This is a genomic window from Pyxidicoccus caerfyrddinensis, assembly GCF_010894405.1.
Taxonomy (GTDB): Bacteria; Myxococcota; Myxococcia; order Myxococcales; family Myxococcaceae; genus Myxococcus; species Myxococcus caerfyrddinensis.
In genome coordinates this window covers 44,634-62,369 of sequence record NZ_JAAIYA010000033.1, presented here as the reverse complement: position 1 = coordinate 62,369, position 17,736 = coordinate 44,634, and the positions used below count along the sequence as shown (strand labels likewise).

Here is a 17,736-nt window from a genome sequence, read left to right as displayed (position 1 = left end):
GCGGGCGCTACGAACCGCAGTGAGCCCGAGCCCGCCAATTACTTCCTGGGTTCCCTGCCGGAGCGCAGGACGAAAAAGCAACTCATCTGCCTGGTGATGCAGCGCTGGAGAACCGAGCGCGTCTACGAGGACCTCAAGGGCGAGCTGGGCCTGGACCATTACGAAGGCCGCCGCTTCCCCGGTTGGCATCACCATGTCTCCGTAGCGCTGTGCTGCTACGCGTTCATCATTGCCGAACGCGCGCGGCGTTTCCCCCTTCGGCCCGAGGGGCGGCTGAAGCCCACACGCAGCCGCTCCCAGCCTGAGCGACACTTCCACGACAGCTTCATCACCGTACGGCTCGCCATGGCGCGCGTGATTGCCACCTGGCTGCCTCGCTGTCCCACCTGCCACCGCTCCAACCACCGACGCGCCTCACGCAGCCTGCTCGGTCTCCCCGTTCACCCCTCGGGCCCCTGACGCAGTAGTGCTAATCGCTGTTCATCATGACGGGGCGGCCCACGCCGCCCCGGTGCTTCTTCAGGCTCAGCCGCCGAGCTGGACGGCCTGCCGCACCCAGGTGTCGGCTTCCACGGCCTCGACCAGGAAGTCGGCCACGTCGGCCCGGGAGATGGAGGACGGCACCTTCTCGATGGCCGTCTTCTTCACGTACCGCTTTCGGGCCGGCCCGTTGGTGAGCCGGCCGGGCCGCGCGATGACCCAGTCGAGCCCGCTGTCCCGCACGAGGCGCTCCTGGCGTTCGTGGTCCTCGAAAGGCGCCTTCAACAGGAAGGAGATGACCAGCTTGTCGACGATGAAGTTGGCGAGCCGCCGGCTCTCCCCCGTCCCCAGCGCGCTCAGGACCGACAGCCTGCGGATACCCTGCGCCTTCATCGCCTCGATGACGTAGGCCGTGCCCTGGGAGAAGTAGTTCGGGTTCTCCTTGAAGCCCTTGAGCGACGTGGACGAAGCGGTGACGATGACCGCGTCCTGCCCGCGAACCGCCTCGTCCACGGAGGACCGCTGGTGGAAGTCACCCTTCAGCCGGGTGAGCTTCGGGTGCTCGAGCACCAGCTTCTCCGGGCTCCGGGCGAAGGCCGTGACGGAATGCCCGCGCTCCAGCGCCGTCCGCACCGCCAGCGCGCCTGTCCCCTGCGATGCACCGATGACCACGATTCGCATGTCGGCAGCCCTCCCGCTGCCTTGCGACCGTAGTGCCGGGGCTTCCCCGCCTGCAAACGCCGGCTGATGAGGAGACGCCTGGAGAACACCGGACCCGATGGACTGGCGGCAGGAGGGACGGGCCCGCGCCGCCTCACTGGACGTCGGAGTCCGGAGGCGCGTGCTGAAACGAGCGCTGCGCCTCCACCGTCGCCCCCCTGACGGCCCTGAGCGCGGGAAGCCGGTCCGGCGCGGCGCTTCCCAGCACCACGCCGGACTCCTCGAGCACCTGGTCGACTTCGAGGCCGGCCGCCCGGAGCCGGGCGACCACATCCTCGAAGCGGTCCGGAGGTGACGCCTCAATCAGGACGGAGACCGGGGTTTTCGATGGCAAGGCCGAGCTCCGTTCCTGAAGAGGCAGGTGCCGTGGAGCGCCACGGGGCGGTGCGGCTCAAGGTGCCTGGACGAGCCCCAGACCGACGTCACTCGCGTTGAGCGGCAGGCGTTTCACCGCGCGTGCCATGGCCTGCCACAGCGCCAGGCCATTCTTGTTCGTCGCCTGGGCGAACAACGCGGCGATGCCCGCGACGTGCGGCGTGGCCATGCTCGTCCCCGAGAGCCGCCGGTAGAAGGGAGGCAGCGGAACCGACGAGTAGACGTCGACACCGGGGGCCGCGATGTTCACCTCGCCCCCGTTCGGGTTCACCGCCCCGCACGAGAACCAGGCCACCTGGAGCGCTGAATCGAGCGCCGCGACGGCCACGATGGAGGGGCAGTTCGCCGGGTGTCCCACGGGACGGATGACCGAGGGACGCCGGCTCTCGTTGCCCGCCGCGGCGATGATGAGCGTGCCGCGTAGCAGCGCGCGCCGGGCAACGCCTTCGTAGACCTGGCTGTAGGTATCTCCGGGCCGGGTCCCTGCCCCCAGGGACATGGATATGAGCTGGGCGCCCTGCGCCACGGCCCAGTTGATGCCCGCGAGGATGCCTCCATCCGCGCCACTTCCCTCGTTGCTCAGCACCTTGCCGACGAGGATGTCGGCCTCATACGCGACTCCGTAGCGGGGGACCTTCGTCGCGGGTCGGAACCCGCAGGAGACGCCGACACAGTGCGTGCCGTGGCCCTGCCCGTCCGCGACCAGTTGTCCCTGGATGAAGGAGGCGGTGAGGAAGTTCCGGCCGCCGAAGTCCCGGTGGGGACCGAAGCCGGTGTCCAGCACGGCCACCTTCACGCCCCGCCCCGTCATCCGCGAGGCGGCGACGCCCGTCGCCTGCAGGCCCCAGGTCGCCTCACTCTCGTTCCAGCCCCGCGGCTGCGGGGCAATGCTCTCCCTCACCGAGAGGCCCCCGTCCGCCAGCAACCGGTCCACGAGCTCGACGACGGAGTCCCTGTAGCCCCGAAGGTACGCCGCGGTGACGTCCTGGGACGCGGCCTCCGCGAGGGGCATCCCCATTGGCGGTTGCCCTTCCAGGGCGAACGCGCCGCCCTGCTGCACCGGAGTCAGCGCACCGGACGACAAGGCCGTCTCCGACCAGAGCGGCATGGGCAGGGACGTGCCGAAGCCGTTCGAGCCCGGCTCGACGCCGATGGCACGGACGACCCGCTCCGGCTCGACCGCCAGGAAGGGCATGCCCCCCTTCTCGTCCGCCACGGACAGGGACCTGAGCTGGTCAGGGTCCATCTGCACGACGGCGGCCCCGATGTCCGAGAAGATGACGTTCTCCGTGTGGACATCCGGCTGGTCCTCGGGCCGGTCTCCCCTCACGACTGTCGCCTTGACGCCCACGGCCTTCTGGAGCGAGCGCATCCCCTGCTCCGTCGTCCCCTCCGGAAGGAGGACGATGTAGCGCCCCGTATATTCCGTGTCCTCGGGGCCCGGCACCGTGCCCCCGTTACCGTTCCGCTTGCCAAATATCGTCATGACTCCCCCACCGCGCGCATCGACATCGATGCGGCCGGCGCTTCCGGCGCGGGAGGCGATACACCCAACGCGGCGGCGTCTGGATTTGATTCTGGGGACGGACGGCGTCCAGCCGTGCGCTGGTGAATCCTTGCTGGCCCGACCGTCACGTGACAGGCATTGCCCCTGACCGCGAAGGATGGGCTGGCAGCCGCGCCACTCGCGGCCTCGGGGCTCCTGACTGTCTGGCGGAAGCAGTGTAGCCACTGCCTCGCCCCTGACCGAGGAGCCAGCGCTCCCCTGGGGAGGGGCGGGCCGGAAGCGTCTTTCGTCTCTTCGCGGAGGCGCTTAAGCAGGGGAGCACCATGCGCCTGCTCCTCATCCTCTGCGTTCTCGTGGTCCCGGGACTCGCCGCCAGCCAGGAGTCGCGTGCCGCGGCTCCAGACGCGGGGATGGGGCAATACCTCGAGCACTTCCTCGCCCAGCCGCCGGGCCCTGATGACGTGTTGCCCTTCGGTGCGAGCATGACGCGACCGGAGCAGCTCAGCGGGGAGCTGCCGAAGTACACGCCAGAGGCGCTCGCCGCGCGCGTCGAGGGCAGGTTCGTGCTCCAGTGCACCATCCGGCTCACCGGAGAGGTGACCGACTGCCTGAATCTCAAGCCATTGCGTCACATGGACAAGGCCATCATGGACGCGGTGAAGACCTGGCGCTTCAAGCCCGCCACCTTGAAGGGACACCCGGTCGCGGTGCGCTACACCTTCGCTGGCAAGTACACGCTGCCAGCGAAGAAGCGCTGAAGCCCTTCACGCAGAGACATCCCCGTGCTCAGCAGCCGTAGAGGTTCCTCTGACCGCGGAGGATGGGCTGGCAGCCGCGCCACTCGCGGCCTCGGGCTCCCTACCCCGGCGGAGGAGTCACGGGGCGACGCAGGTGGTGGGCAGGATGCTCACGGCGCCGGCGTAACGGTCGGCCACGGCGAGGTCCATCCTGCCGTCACCATTCACATCCACGGGTGTGAATTCCGAGATGTGGCCAGCCAGCAGGTCCATCCGCTCGCCGAAGGTACCGTCTCCCTGGCCCATCAGGGTGGTGATGACGTCGCGTCCATCGTCCGCCGTGAAGAGGAGGTCGGCCCGGCCATCGCCGTTGAGGTCGGCCACGGAGAGGTTGTCCGGCGAATAGCCCACGGGGTACTGCGCCTTGACCACGAAGGTGCCATCCCCCTGGCCCAGCAGCACCCGCAGCACGCTGTCCTGCAGGCGTGTCCCGGCCACCAGGTCCATTCTGCCATCCGCGTCGAGGTCCGCCGCCACCAGCTTGAACACCCCCGGCGTCGGGGTCCTCTTCGCGCTGGAGAAGGCGCCGTTCCCCGTGCCCATCAGCACGCGGACGCTCTTGTCGAGGTCGTCGGCCGCCGCGATGTCCAGCAAGCCATCGTTGTTGAAGTCCGCCACCGCCACGGCGTTGGCGGTGTGGCCTGCATCCAGGTACTTCAAGTCGGTGAAGGTCCGGTCCCCGCGGCCGAGCTGCAGTTGCGCCCCACCGGCGTTCGCCGCGATGAGGTCCAGCTTGCCGTCGCCGCTGACGTCCTCCAGCAGCACCCGGTACGGCCACAGGTAGAAGCCCAGCGGTGCGTCGAAGACGCCATCCCCGTGGCCCGCCAGCACGCTCGCCACCGTGGAGAAGCCGTCATAGGCGAGGAGGTCCACCTTGCCGTCATTGTCCAGGTCCCCCGGCAGCACGTACGCGGGGCTGCGCTGCGTCACGTAGTCACGCCGGCCGCCGAAGGCCCCGTCTCCCGTGCCCGTCAGCACGCTCACCGAGCTGGCCGCGCTGTTGGCCGAGACGAGGTCCGGCACGCCGTCCCCGTTGAAGTCCGCTGATGCCACGGAGAGCGGCTCCGCGCCGGTGGCGTAGTTCTTCCAGACGGAGAAGGTCCCACCCCCGTTGCCCAGCAGCAGCCCGATGCCCTTCGCGTACTGGTAGGCCACGGCGACATCCAGCCGGCCGTCGGAATTGAAGTCCGCCAGCGCCAGGTCCACCGCGCTCAGGCCGTGCTTGAAGTCCCGCCTGGCCGCGAAGGTGCCATCCCCCTTTCCGGGCAGCACGCTGATGCCGGCGTAGACCGTCACCACCAGGTCCTGGTGGCCATCACCGTCCAGGTCCCGGGCCGTCACGGCCCTGGGCCAGATGAGCGTCCCCAGACTGCTCGCGGCTCCGAACGTGCCGTCCCCGTTGCCGAGCAGCACGCTCACGGTGTCGTTGCCGAAGTTGCTCGTGGCGAAGTCCTGCCGGCCGTCCTCGTTGAAGTCACCGGCCGTCAGCGCCCACGCGGAGGCTCCGGTGGCGAAGTCCTTCCGCGCGGCGAAGGTGCCGTCCCCGTTGCCCAGGTGCACGCTCACGGTCTGGTCGGTGGCGTTGGCCGTGGCGAAGTCCTGCCGGCCGTCCCGGTTGAAGTCACCGGTGAGGACTGCCCGTGCGCCCACCCCCGTGGGGATGGTGAGGAGCCTGGCCGTCAGCAGGTCTCCCGCTTTCAGCAGCAGGGAGGAGGTGTTGCTCCCCTGGTTGGCGGTCATGACATCCAGCCAGCCATCCGCGTCGAAGTCCGCCACGGCGACGCCGAGCGGCTGGTCGCCGATGTGCACGCCCACCGACACGGGGAACGTGCCATCCCCCTCGCCGCTCAGCAGGCGCAGCTCGTCGTTGAAGTCGTCCACGGTGACGAGGTCCTGATGGCCGTCCTTGTCGAGGTCCACGGTCACCACCGCGGCAGGCCGGGTCGTCGTGGCGGAGTCCTTCTCGTCCTCGAAGGCGCCGCCCCCCTTGCCCAGCAGGACGCGGACGCCGCCATGGCCCACCCAGGCGAGGTCCGGCTTGCCGTCCGCGTTGAAGTCCGCGGTGAGCATGGCCGCGGGCGTTTCCTGCGTGGGCAACAGCGGGAGCGTCGGGAAGCCCAGCCGTCCGCAGGACGCCGGGGGCCGGGCCGTGACGGGCGCGGAGGGCCGTCCGGTGCCCACCGCGTTCTTCGCCCGGACGGTGAAGCTGTAGGACGTGGAGGCCACCAGCCCCTGCACCACCGCCGTCGTCCGGTTCCCCGAGATGTCGGCGGTGATGTTCCCGGGGCTCACGGCCACCGTGTAGCCGGTGACGGGGTTCTCGCCACCCGACACCGGCGCCCGCCAGGACACCGTGGCCCGCGAGCCGCCCGCCATCACGGACACGGAGGTGGGCGCGGCCGGCACGTCGGGCGTCGTCACCGGCGCGGAGGGCTGGGAGGCCGTTCCCAATCCCACCTCATTGGAGGCGCGCACGGTGAACGTGTACGCGGTGCCGGGCCCCAGGCCCGTGAACGTGGCGGTGGTTTCGGTGGGCGCGGTGCTGACGGTGGCCCCGCCCGGGCTGGCTGTCACCGCGTAGCCGGTGAGGGGCTTGCCTCCGTTGGCGTAGGGCGCCTGCCAGGAGACCGTCACCCGGCCCGCGCCGGACACCGTCGCACGCACGTCCCCGGGCGCAGCCGGTGTGGCGACGGGAGTCGTGACGGCCGGGAACGTTGCCGCGGGCCCCTCGCCCAGGGCGTTCCGCGCGGACACCGTGAAGGTGTACGTCGTCGCGTCGTCGAGCCCGGTCACCACGGCCTGGGTGCCGCTCACGACCGTGGCACTTCGAGGCGCGTCCGGCTGCACACGGACGGTGTACTCCTGGACGGGGTCGCCATGGGGGTCGGGCGCCGCCCAGGTGAGCGTGGCCGAGCGGACGTCCGCCACCGCGTGAGGCTCGCCAGGCGCGCCGGGAGCATCCGGGGTCGTAATGGGCGCCGAGGGCGCGGAGTCCTCTCCGGAACCCCATGCATTGGTGGCGCGCACGGTGAAGGTGTACGCGGTGCCATTGGCAAGGCCCGTCACCGCGAGGGAGGTGCCGGAGGAGACGGTCGTCGTCCCGCCCGGGCTCGCCGTCACCGTGTAGCTCGTGATGGCGGAGCTGCCCGTGTTCGCGGGCGGCGTCCACTGCACGAGCGCGCCATGCGCCCGTGCCTGGGCGAGGACCGCCGTGGGCGCCCCGGGAACCCGGGGCATGTCCCCCCCAGGTTTCCTCTCCCCACCACAGGCAACACAGGCCGACAGCAACAGCGCCACTGCTCCACTCACCATGCGGGACTGGACGTGCATTCACTCTCCAAGGGCGGTGAGTCTACCCAGACGTCCTTCCTACTGCCGAGACATCCCCGTGCTCAGCAGCCGTAGAGGTTCCTCAGTGCGGTGATATCCGAGCTGGTGAACTCGCCGGTCTCGTTCGCCAGGGGGCAGGCATTCATGAGCGACGCCCCCGCGGTGGACGTGGTGGGCGTCCCGGGGATGTGGATGGCACCCACGCCCGCGCTTCCTTCATTGCCACCGGTGCCGCAGCTGATGGTCTGGTTGTAGAAGTCCGAGTGGCGGAACCCGAACGCGTGGCCCAGCGTGTGGGTGATGACGTACTCAATCTTGTCCAGGCTGTAGGTGGTGCTGTTCAGCCCGGTGCCGATGCTGATGTTTGCGGCGGGACGGCCTCCCGAGGGGAACCCGGTCGTGCCGTCGATGCCGGCCATGGTCTGCGCGGTGATGACCGCGCTGCAGCCGGTGGTCGAGCCCCGCACCAGGGTGAAGCAGAGCCCCACGGCATTGAAGTTCTCGATGGCCAGGTCGAGCCCCTGGACGAGCCGGTTGTAGGTATTGAACGTCGAGCTGGGAGTGATGCAGATCTTCGTCAGGCTGGTGCTGACGACATTGGTCGTCCTGTATTGCTCGTGGCTCCCCTCGGCGGGCTGGAGCATCTCCCGGGACGCCTCGAGGCTCACGTGAGCGTCGCGCCCCACGTACACGGCGTTGTCGGCGGTCGTGATGGTGTCCGCCGGAAACCCGGCCTCCATCAGGTTGGAGATGATCTCCTCGTTCTCGACTCGCGGGCCGGTATCGCAGCCGGCCAGCAACGCGCCACAGCTCACCACCAGGACTGCCGCTCTCTTGAACATGGTCGTTTCCCTCGATGCCTGAAGCCGACAGCAGACCCTTCTAGGACATCCCAGCTGCGATTCCCAGCAAACGAGGATTAACCATCAATCATGGAACTGCCCGTCCCTCCAGGGATGGGCCCGTCCGCGCCCAGGTCCACCCGTATCACCACGCGGCCTGCGCAGCGGGGCCCGGCGCTTTAAATCTGGGCTCACCGTCGTCTACAATGGACACGAAGCAAACGTTTTCGGCCGAATCCGCTCCCATTTCTCAGTACAGAGTGACCTGACCGGCGCTCTTGGTATCCGGTGGTATCCGCTTCACGACCGTCAATGGCACGTTTCCGCCTTTGGCTTGAAGCATCCTGAAGGGCACTGGCCTCTCGACCGTACCAAATGGGAGCAGATCAAGAGGCTCTTCATAAGCAAGACATGTATGGTAGCCGTTGAACAGATGTGGCGCACCATCTACGGCCGGCCGGTTCTCTGCAAAGAATAGGGCTGTGGGCAAATGCTGCCCGGTGTTCCGCACTTCGACCCTGCTGCGCCATCGTGTGCTTCTCACCATCTGAGCCTGGGCATCACACAAAGTGCGGGAGAGCCGCGAAAACGGGGCGGCTTTGCATCTTGAATGCGGAGCGGAACTCGGATACCCATCCAAGGGCTATACTGTATCCGCGATGCCGAGGCCTGCCTTACCTTCTCCCATGACTATCACTCTCTTGAAGCCGAATTTGCTGCCCGAGAAATTTGTCATCTTCTTCTCCTGGCAGAGCGACCTGCCTAAATCGACGAATCGAAGTTTCATTGAAAAAGCAATACATGCGGCCATCGCCAAACTGAAGCAGGAACTCCCCGATGAGGTCCACACCACGTTCTTTGTCGACCACGCGACACGAGACCAGCCAGGAACGGCCGACATCACAAACTCCATCACCAGCAAAATCGCAGGCGCCCATGCGGTTGTCGCCGACATCACCACTGTCATTCCGAGCGTAAACGGCACCCGGGCATTTCCCAACCCCAATGTAACTTTCGAGGCCGGACTTGCAGTGGGAATGCTCGGCTGGGGCCGGGTCATCTGCATTGCCAACACGGATTTTGGCAAGGTGCCAGAAGATGTACCATCCGATCTTCACGGCAAGTTCATCTTCAAATACGGGCTGAAAGAAGGGGGAGACAAGGAGAAGGCGAAAGGCGAACTTGAATCAGCCCTTTATGACGCACTGAAGGGCGTCATCGAAGCCCACTGTCGGGGTGAACTGCCTGAGCGACTACAGCCGCACGATCAACTGAAGCGACGGAAGGACATAGCCCACCTCGAAAGCCTCATGTCGTTGGTGCATCGCCCCACCTTCCACAGCTTCCTTGATCATGGCGACACGGGCTACCTTTACTACCCAAGCGTTTCCCAACTTGAGCGTTTCATAGACAAAACAAGCTCACCGCATTTTCATCTTTACAACCAAGCGATTTCCAGCTCGATTCATGACTTGCGGCTTGCGCTGGGAGCCGCCCTCAACGTCACCGGCGAGCACTTTCAGGCCACGTCCAACCCCACGCTCTGGAAAATCGGATACAGACACAAGCATCCCGGTGATTCGGCACAAGCGTCAATGCGATTTCGAAAGGCCGTCACGAAGGCAGACGGCGCGTATCGTGAAATGCTCCGCCAGATTCACACGGACTATCCCGAGCTTGATCTCGACGACACGGACCACAAGGCACTCACGCTCAACAAGAAGGAGAAGGCCTATGTGGAGGCCGACAGTTCCTTTGACGGGTCCGACGAGGACGGGGATCAGGAATAGACCCAACCGGCGGTTCCCATACCGTACTCTCCCCTGAAGTCGTTGACCTCTTGGATGTTGTGCAGGGTCTGCACAAAGTCCAGCTTGAGGTTTCTGAGAATGCCGTTGCGCATGTCGAAGACCAACGAATGCACGATGGGGCGGCCTCGCGTCAGGTTCCCCAAGTGGGAGCGGAGCTGAAGTCGCGCGCGTGGTGTCGAACCTCAAGCGGTCGAGTTGCTCCAGTTGTTCACGCTCCTACTGCCCCCTTCCTGAAGGGGCAGCCTGGGCCGGAGAGTAGCCTCGCTAGATCGCTCTTATTGACGGTACTGCTGATAACCGAGGCCTTTTCTCGAATCACTGGAGTCATCTCATATCGCCCGATCAGGCGTTCCACGACGCATCCCGCCAGAGCCTCCTGCTCTCTACGAAAAGTGTCGGCGGAGACAGGCTGGGACCCCCGAACTTCCTCTGCCGATGCCATCAAGAACACGCATCCGGGAAGACGCACGATTGCTAAGAGTCGGTTTCGGTAGGAAGCCTCGCCGAGTACGCGCCCCGCCCAAGGAGCAATCTGCCAAGGATGACGCCTACCGAAATGGGCTCTTGATTCTGAATACGCTCTAAGCGCTGTCTCCGTAGACGCGCTGCATTCCATCAAGGGCGCGCTTTACCTCGGCTTCAGTAACCTCAAGTTTCGAGTCGCTGTCTGAGGCATTGATGTCTTCTGCGCACAGATCCGCGAATCTGTCGATCACGAGCCGGGCGAGTTTATCGAGTACTTTGCGATTTGATTCGAGAATCTTTTGCGCCTGTGCCGAATGTTCGCGTATCACCTCGTCTGCAGCGGCTGCCATGCTTTTATCGTCGGAGGCCGCTCCCCCGGTCCTCCCATGAGCGATAGCCCGCGCCAATTCCTCTGCCTTGCACCAGTCGTCGTTAGCGTTGCCATTCGTTAAAAGTGCATTCATGACGCACCGGCTGTCGCCGGGGTGGAGCTTGATGCACTGAGCGAGGGCGCCCGCGAGAAGGACGCGAAGCCGGCTTGAGACATATTGCTCAGAAGTCCTCCCCGGCAACCGCGGGGAACTCTCGGCATGGCCACTCATGTTGTCGCGAACCACGATGCCGAGCGACTCAAACCCTTCATGCGCGGCTACGAGCAGGTGACCTGCTTCGTGGTATGCGACGCGCTGCTTTTCGTAATTGCTCACGTCTCACCGCCCAAGTTGGCTTGCTTGATCCCAGCGACATGCGCCGTCAGAAGGACGGCATCAAGCTCGTTCTAATTGGACTCGGCGAGGCTTCCTACCGAAACCGACTCTTAGACCTAACGGTGACGGTTTGGCAAACATGAGGAGCGCCTTAGTTGCCCGCCCACCTCTCCACCAGTGCCTGCTGGCCTCATGTCTATCCCCATCTGGAAAATCTCCTCTCCCTGGCGGGAAAAGGCTCAAAGAGAAGGCTTCGTCCCGGTACCTATGAGCGGGCGAGGCGTGTTCAGTCGGGCGGGAAGGGGGTGAACGCCATGCTGAGCGCCGTGAGCAATTGGTGGAGTCGCGCAGGTCTCCCTCGGAGGGAATGAGCCGAAGCGTGCGAAAATGATGCAAAGAATCCGCGGGCTGCGAGGCAGAGACGATTCATTGGCCGCCTCTCAGCTCGAAAAACATGAGGAGAATCAGGCGCCTCCCTCGAGCCGGGCGGAGGTGAGAGTCCCCCGCTTCCGTGGCTCTCCCGCCCTTCGTGTGGTGGGAACTCGCATGTCTCGCTGACAGGTACCGGTGCCGGGAGTACGCTCGCGGCGAGCGGATTGACCGCCCCCCCTCGTCACGAGACACGCATGGCGGCTGGCTATCTGAATCCGGCACGGCTTCCCCTGGGAACACGCGTGGGGCCGTGGCGTGTGCTGGAACGGCGTGGATGCGGAGCCTACGGCGCTGTCTATCGTGCCATCGAGGCGGAGGGAGCCACGGGTCCCGTGGCCCTCAAGCTGGCCCTGCATCCTCGGGATGAACGCTTCGTGCGGGAGGCGGAGCTGCTCTCCCGCATCCGTCATCCAAACGTCCCTCGCCTCGTGGGGCACGGGGAATGGCAGGACGCGGCTGGCACTGCCCATCCCTACCTCGCCATGGAGTGGGTCGCAGGCCTGACTCTCTATGACTGGGCGAGGGCGCACCGGCCCACCTCCCGACAGGTGCTCTCGTGCCTCGCCAGTCTCGCCCGGGCGCTGGGGGCCACGCATGCCGCAGCGGGCGTGCACAGGGACGTGAAGGGCGACAACATTCTTGTGAGGAATGTGGATGGCCAGGTCTTCCTGACCGACTTCGGCTCCTGCCACTACGTGGGCGCCGCCACGTTGACCTGGCCGCCCTTCCCTCCCGGAACGCCGGAATACCGCTCGCCGGAGGCGTGGCGCACCGTGCTGCGCCCCGCCCCTGCCCCAGTCGTGGCCTACTCCCCCGGACCTGCGGATGACGTCTTCGCACTGGGCGTCACCGCCTGGCGGCTGGTGACCGGCGAGTACCCTCCCTCACTGGGGCTGACGGTCGACGGAGCCCGCGTCTGGAGCCTGAATGGTCCGGGTCCCCGCGCTTCGCGAGTCCTCAACAGCCGCTGCTGCGTGGAGCTGAGTGACCTCGTCTCTCGAATGTTGTCCGTGCATCCGGAGGTGCGTGGCAACGCGCGCGAGCTTGCCGTGGCGCTGGACGAGGCAGCGTGCGAGGCGGGGCCGGAGGCGGATGTGCCCCTCTTCGGCCTGGAGGAAGCCCGCCCCGTGGGCGCGAGCACAGCCTCGCTGCGCGTTTCGCTCCGTGCCCGGGGTGGGGGTCGGAAACACCGGCGCATCGCGACCGGAGTGGGTGTGCCACTGATGCTGGGACTCGCATGGCTGCTGAGTGCGCGGCTCGGAGACACGCCCGTCTCGGCACAGGTGGATGAGAAGGACGGCGGCACCGTGGCCGTCGGGGACTCCGCGCTGAAGGCCCCCTTGTCCTCCACCGCGGCACCGTCCGCGTGGTCGACCATCGCCCTGGACGTGCCCCCCAAGCCCTTCCCAGGACAGCTACGGCCGGATGCCAACGGTCGCTGCCCACACAAGGGGTACGTTCCCATCCATGGTGGATGCTGGCTGAAGCTGACCCTGGCCCCCAAGGACTGTGAGGGAATTGCCTACGTGCACAAGGACGAGTGCTATGTGCCCGTCTTCCCACCCGCTCGCCCTTCCACGTCGAGCCCCGCGGACTGAGTCAGGACGGAGCCGAGCCTGTGGCACAGTCCCGGCACCCCCCCCACGAGGCCTTCCCCGGAGGTTGCCCGCAATGAGCCCCAAGCCCCTTCTTGGCCTGCGCACGGCCATCTACCCCGTCACGGACCTCCAGAAGGCCAGGGACTGGTACAGCGCGGTCCTGGAGACCCGTCCGTACTTCGACGAGCCGTACTACGTCGGCTTCAACGTCGGCGGCTTCGAGCTGGGGCTGGACCCCGACACCTCGGAAGTCCCCGCGGGTGCGGCGGGCGTGACGACCTACTGGGGCGTGGAGGACGTGGCGCGGACCTGGGACCGCCTGTTGGAGCTGGGCGCGGTTCCCTTCAGCCCCGTCCGGGACGTGGGCAGTGGCATCCGCGTGGCCCTCGTGAAGGACCCCTTCGGCAACCTGCTCGGCATCATCCAGAACCCGCACTTCCCGAACACGGCCTGAACCGCCCGCCTCCTACGCCATTCCGGTGAGCGGGAGCCGCACCGTGAAGGTCGTCCCCGCCTCCACGGTCGACACGACCTCGATGACCCCCGAGTGCGCGCGAACGAGCTGCTTCACGATGTAGAGGCCGAGCCCGATGCTCCGGCTCGAGCGGTCATGCGCGGCGGTGGCGCGCTGGAGCGGCTCGAAAAGCCTCGGCAGGAAGCCCTCTGGAATCGGCGTGCCGTGGTTGTGGATGTCCAGCACCGCCAGGCCGTCCGCCTCGCGCAGCGCCGCGGTGACGTCCGTCCCCGCCGGGCTGTACTGGAGCGCATTGGAGAGCAGATTGGTCAGCACCTGCGCGATGCGGTCCGCATCCACGTACGCGTCGAGGCGCGCGGGCAGCGAGGGGACGATTCTCCGCTCCGGCCAGGCGAGCGCCACCTCCTCGATGACGTGCCCGCAGACGCTGGCGAGGTCGGCCGGCGCCCGCGTGATGGGGATGCTGCCTCCGAGCCGGGCCTGGGTGAAGTCGAGGAGGTCGCGAATCATCCTCGCCGCGCGCTGCCCGGCGGAGCGGATGCGGCTCATCGCCTTCACCGTGCGCTCGTCGAGCCCCTCCTTGCGAAGCAGCAGGTCCGCGCTGACGAGGATGGCGTTCAGCGGATTGCGCAGGTCATGGCTGACGATGCCGACGAGCTGCTGCTCGAAGCTCTCGCGCTGCTTGAGCGCCGTCATATCCCGCGAGACGCAGAGGATTCGCTCCGGCCGGCCGTCCACACCCCGAATCGGCGTGAGCAGCACGTCCCACCAGAGCGACTTCCCCTTCATCGACGGACAGTGCCCCACGAAGCGGCCCGGCTCCCCGGCCCGGGCCCGCTCGAGGGCGGCCTCGGCGGCGACGCGGTCCGCGTCCTTCCAGAAGTCGAGCCAGTCGCTGCCGACCACCGTGGACAGGTCGTCTATCTCCAGCATGCACTGACCTGCCTGGCTCAGCGACAGCAGGCGGCCCGAGAGGTCGAGGAGCTTGATGCAGTCGCCGCTCGCCGCGAGGACGCTGTGGTTGAGCGCCTCGCTCGCCCGCAGCGCCTCCTGCGCGGTGCGGGCCTCTTCCTCCAGCCGATGGATGCGCAGCGCCGACCGCAGCGCATGGCCCAGCCGGTCCGCCGAGAGCGAGGACTTCGCGAGGTAGTCCGAAGCGCCCGCCTTCATCAGCTCGACGGCGACCTCGGCGTTGTCCTGCCCGGTGAGGACCACCACGGGCACCCGGACGCCTCGGGCCCGCAGCGCGCGCACCACGTACAGCCCGTCGTAGGTGGGCAGGTTGAGGTTGAAGTCCAGCAGGACGAGGTCGAAGGACTCCGCCTCGAGCAGCCGCAGCGCGGAGGCCGCGCTCTCACACTCCTCTGCGCGTACGGCGAAGCCGGCGGAGAGCATCATCCGCTTCACCGTCATCCGGTCGAACTCGTCGTCGTCGACGATGAGCGCGCGCAGCGGTTCGAGGGACCGCCGTTCCCCGGGGACCGCCGCGGGCACGGCTACCACGAACGCTTTCTGCCTCAAGGCATCTCCACAAGGGTCCAGTACTTGTTGAGCGCCGACGTGAGCTCGACGAAGTTGGTGAAGGTGACGGGCTTGAGCAGGTAGCCCGCGACGTTCAGCTTGTACGCATCCACCTTGTCGCGCTCCTCGTTGGACGTGGTGAGCACCACCACCGAGAGCCCGACGAGGTCGGGGTCCTGACGAACCGCGCGCAGGAACTCGATGCCGTTCATCTTCGGCATGTTGAGGTCGAGCAGGACGAGCCGGCGGCCGCGCGGGACGGTTCCGTCGCGCAGCATCCGCAGCCCTTCGAGGCCGTTCTCCGCGACGTAGACGGGATTGGCAATCTTGTTCCGGTCGAAGGCGCGGCGGACGTTCATCACATCCACTTCGTCGTCCTCCACGAGGAGGATGTTCATCGTCCTGTCTTCACTCACGCCGCCCTCTCTTTCATGGGCCAGGTGAAGTGGAACCTCGCGCCGGCTCCGGCGGCGGACTCCACCCACGCCTTCCCTCCCCGCGACTCCACCACCTTCTTCACCACCGCCAGCCCGATGCCGGTGCCCTCGACCTTGTCGCGCGCCTCCAGCGTCTGGAAGATGCCCCAGATGCGCTCATGGAACTCGGGCGCGATGCCGGGGCCGTTGTCCGTGACGGTGAAGCGGCAGAAGTCGCCGTCCTCCACCGCACTCACCACCACGCGGGCGTCCTCGCGGCGCGCATGCTTGAGCGCGTTGGTGATGAGGTTCATCAACACCTGCTGGAGCGGCACGCGCTCCGTGAACAGCACCGGGAGCTCGCCCTGGAGCTCCACCATCGCTGGCGGCCTCGGGGCGACGAGCTCGACGAGTTCCTGCAGCAATCTGCCCACTTCGAGCGTTTCCGGCATCCCCCGAACGCGGCCCGCGCGCGAATATTGGAGGATGCCGTCGATGAGCGCATCCATCCGGTGGACGCGCCGCCGCATGAGGTCGAGGTGCTTCCGCGAGTCCGCGCTCAGCGCGGCGCCGAGGTCCTCTTCGATCCACTGCGACAGGTTCGCGATGCCGCGCAGCGGCGCCTTCAGGTCATGCGAGGTGACGTAGGCGAACTGGTCCAGGTCCTGGTTGCTCCGCTCGAGCGCCCGGATGAGCCGCTGCGCCTCACGGAACAGGCTCGCGTTGTCCATCGCGATGGAGGCCTGCGCCGCGACTCCCACGGCGAGCCGCTCGGCGCGCTCGGTGAAGACGCCCTCCTTGCCATGTCCGAAGAAGAGGCCGCCAATCACGCGACCGTCGCGGGAGACGACCGGCACCGCGAGGTAGCTGACCACCGGCAGGTGCCCGCTCGGCATCCCGTGGTACGGCGGATTCTGGCCGTAGCGCGGGTCCTTCCGGATGTTGGCGACCCGGACGACGCCCTCGCCCGCGAAGGTGGGGGCGAAGACCTTCGTGTTGCGCGGCATCGGGAACTTCGAGAAGGCCTCTCGCGGCACGCCAGAGATGGTGTACAGCGTGTACGCCTCACCCCGGTCGTCGACGACGTTGTAGAAGAACGCGCCGAACTGCGCGCCCGTCAGCCGCGTCGCGGAGTCGGTGATGGCCTGCACGAGCTTGTCGGTGTCGAGCTCCGCCGCGATGAACTGCCCGACCTTGTTCAGGATGTCGAGCGTCTCGCTCTCCTCGTGGGCCCGCGCCTCCGCCCGCTTGCGCTGGATGCCGACCGCGATGGAGTCCGCGATGGAGTTGAGCGCCGAGAGCGTGCCCTCCTTCAACGGCACCCGGGAGAACATCGCCATCACGCCAATCACCTTGCTGTCGACGATGAGCGGATAGCCGGCGAAGGAGACCATCCCCTCGCGCTTCGCCCACTCGCGGTCCCCCACGCGCGAGTCCTGCTGCACGTCATTGGTGAGGTGGGGCTTCGCCTCCCGCGCGATGAGGCCAATCTTGAACTGGCCGACGGGGACGCGGGCGTGTGGGCCATCGAGGTGGGTGTACTGCCCCGCGCTCGCCTGGAGCTCGAGGACGTTGCTGCCTTCCTCGAGCGTCCAGATGCGGGCGAAGGCGGCGTCGAGGTGCCGCACCATCGCCTCCGCGCACTGGTGCAGCATGTCCCGGATGGAGAGCGCGCCCGCGAAGGCGACGCCCATCTCGGCGCTCAGTGCGAGCTCCTTCTGCCGCTGCTGCAGGAACGCCGCCGCCCGGGTCTCCTGCTGCCGTGCGCGGACCTGCTCCGTCACGTCGTAGGCGAACGTCATGATGCCTTCGACGTCTCCGCCCGTGCCGCGCATCGGCTGGTAGACGAAGTTGAAGAAGCGCTCCTCCCCACTGGCGCGAAGGAGCACCGGCAGCTCCTTGCCTTCGAAGGGAGTACCGGACGCGTAGACACCGTCGAGGATGTCGAAGATGCCCTGGGACTCGAGCTCCGGAAACGTCTCGCGAAGGGGCCTGCCGACCCGCACGTCGCAGCCCACGAGCCGCAGATACGGCGCGTTGACGAGCTCGACGTGGTGCTCGGGCCCGCGCATCACGATGATGGGCGCGGGCGCCTGCATGAAGAGGCTGTGCAGGTGCGCGCGAGCGCGCTCCACGTCTTCCGGGTGCTGAGGCCGCAACTGGTTCTCAGCGGGCGGAGGCACCGCCGCCCCGGAGGGCTCCGAGGCGTTCGATGACACGTCGGGCCGCTCGCCTCTGTCTGCCGTGGAATTCATCCGTG

At 67.1% G+C, this 17,736-nt stretch carries 14 protein-coding genes and 1 pseudogene; 5 read left to right on the top strand and 10 right to left on the bottom strand.

The annotated features are described in order from the left end of the window. Nucleotides 1-21: 21 nt before the first annotated feature. Nucleotides 22-305 (top strand): annotated as a pseudogene (locus G4D86_RS54425) (IS701 family transposase); the annotation flags it as partial. A gap of 220 nt (nucleotides 306-525) precedes the next feature. Here the strand turns inward: G4D86_RS54425 and G4D86_RS46190 are convergent. From G4D86_RS46190 to G4D86_RS46180, 3 genes are all read right to left on the bottom strand, one after another. Next, nucleotides 526-1,161, bottom strand: coding sequence for an NAD(P)-dependent oxidoreductase (locus G4D86_RS46190; protein ID WP_164001767.1), 636 nt, complete (start codon nucleotides 1,159-1,161; stop codon nucleotides 526-528). A 133-nt stretch (nucleotides 1,162-1,294) separates the two neighbouring features. Next, nucleotides 1,295-1,534, bottom strand: coding sequence for a hypothetical protein (locus G4D86_RS46185; protein ID WP_164001765.1), 240 nt, complete (start codon nucleotides 1,532-1,534; stop codon nucleotides 1,295-1,297). A 57-nt stretch (nucleotides 1,535-1,591) separates the two neighbouring features. Next, complete coding sequence (locus G4D86_RS46180) at nucleotides 1,592-3,061, bottom strand: S8 family serine peptidase (protein WP_205520370.1); 1,470 nt, start codon at nucleotides 3,059-3,061, stop codon at nucleotides 1,592-1,594. A gap of 344 nt (nucleotides 3,062-3,405) precedes the next feature. On the opposite strand from G4D86_RS46180, the gene G4D86_RS46175 reads away from it, so the two are divergent. Further along, nucleotides 3,406-3,840 carry an energy transducer TonB gene (locus tag G4D86_RS46175; RefSeq protein ID WP_164001763.1) on the top strand — a complete coding sequence of 145 codons (435 nt, stop codon included), beginning with the start codon at nucleotides 3,406-3,408 and terminating at the stop codon, nucleotides 3,838-3,840. Between the two features lie 117 nt (nucleotides 3,841-3,957). Here G4D86_RS46175 and G4D86_RS46170 read toward each other — a convergent pair whose 3' ends face one another. Continuing rightward, a complete protein-coding gene (locus G4D86_RS46170) occupies nucleotides 3,958-7,116 on the bottom strand; it encodes an FG-GAP-like repeat-containing protein (protein WP_164001761.1) in 3,159 nt (1,052 codons plus the stop codon). A 155-nt stretch (nucleotides 7,117-7,271) separates the two neighbouring features. Further along, nucleotides 7,272-8,051, bottom strand: a complete 780-nt coding sequence (locus G4D86_RS46165; RefSeq protein WP_164001759.1) for a M57 family metalloprotease — start codon at nucleotides 8,049-8,051, stop codon at nucleotides 7,272-7,274. A 701-nt stretch (nucleotides 8,052-8,752) separates the two neighbouring features. Between G4D86_RS46165 and G4D86_RS46160 the strand changes: the two genes are divergently transcribed. Beyond that, complete coding sequence (locus G4D86_RS46160) at nucleotides 8,753-9,841, top strand: nucleotide-binding protein (protein WP_164001757.1); 1,089 nt, start codon at nucleotides 8,753-8,755, stop codon at nucleotides 9,839-9,841. Here the strand turns inward: G4D86_RS46160 and G4D86_RS46155 are convergent. Beyond that, nucleotides 9,832-9,975 carry a hypothetical protein gene (locus G4D86_RS46155; protein ID WP_164001755.1) on the bottom strand — a complete coding sequence of 48 codons (144 nt, stop codon included), beginning with the start codon at nucleotides 9,973-9,975 and terminating at the stop codon, nucleotides 9,832-9,834. The two genes, G4D86_RS46160 and G4D86_RS46155, sit on opposite strands and share 10 nt — an antisense overlap. 468 nt (nucleotides 9,976-10,443) lie before the next feature. Then, nucleotides 10,444-11,034 carry an FtsH/Yme1/Tma family ATP-dependent metallopeptidase gene (locus G4D86_RS46150; RefSeq protein WP_164001754.1) on the bottom strand — a complete coding sequence of 197 codons (591 nt, stop codon included), beginning with the start codon at nucleotides 11,032-11,034 and terminating at the stop codon, nucleotides 10,444-10,446. Nucleotides 11,035-11,726: 692 nt separating this feature from the next. On the opposite strand from G4D86_RS46150, the gene G4D86_RS46145 reads away from it, so the two are divergent. Both G4D86_RS46145 and G4D86_RS46140 read left to right on the top strand, forming a co-directional pair. After that, nucleotides 11,727-13,064 (top strand): serine/threonine-protein kinase, encoded by a 1,338-nt coding sequence (locus G4D86_RS46145; RefSeq protein WP_164001861.1) that lies wholly within the window; start codon nucleotides 11,727-11,729, stop codon nucleotides 13,062-13,064. Between the two features lie 73 nt (nucleotides 13,065-13,137). Beyond that, the gene (locus G4D86_RS46140; protein WP_164001752.1) at nucleotides 13,138-13,518 is read left to right on the top strand and encodes a VOC family protein; all 381 of its coding nucleotides are present in this window, start codon (nucleotides 13,138-13,140) and stop codon (nucleotides 13,516-13,518) included. Nucleotides 13,519-13,530: 12 nt separating this feature from the next. Here the strand turns inward: G4D86_RS46140 and G4D86_RS46135 are convergent, their stop codons facing one another. From G4D86_RS46135 to G4D86_RS46125, 3 genes are read right to left on the bottom strand one after another with little or no spacing between them, the layout of a single operon-like run. Further along, a complete protein-coding gene (locus tag G4D86_RS46135; RefSeq protein WP_164001750.1) occupies nucleotides 13,531-15,060 on the bottom strand; it encodes a sensor histidine kinase in 1,530 nt (509 codons plus the stop codon). Then, on the bottom strand, nucleotides 15,057-15,476 hold the full coding sequence (locus G4D86_RS46130; protein ID WP_240360860.1) for a response regulator: 420 nt from the start codon (nucleotides 15,474-15,476) through the stop codon (nucleotides 15,057-15,059). The genes G4D86_RS46135 and G4D86_RS46130 overlap by 4 nt, the downstream gene beginning before the upstream one ends. Next, on the bottom strand, nucleotides 15,473-17,731 hold the full coding sequence (locus tag G4D86_RS46125) for a GAF domain-containing protein (RefSeq protein WP_164001748.1): 2,259 nt from the start codon (nucleotides 17,729-17,731) through the stop codon (nucleotides 15,473-15,475). The genes G4D86_RS46130 and G4D86_RS46125 overlap by 4 nt, the downstream gene beginning before the upstream one ends. Nucleotides 17,732-17,736: the final 5 nt, after the last annotated feature.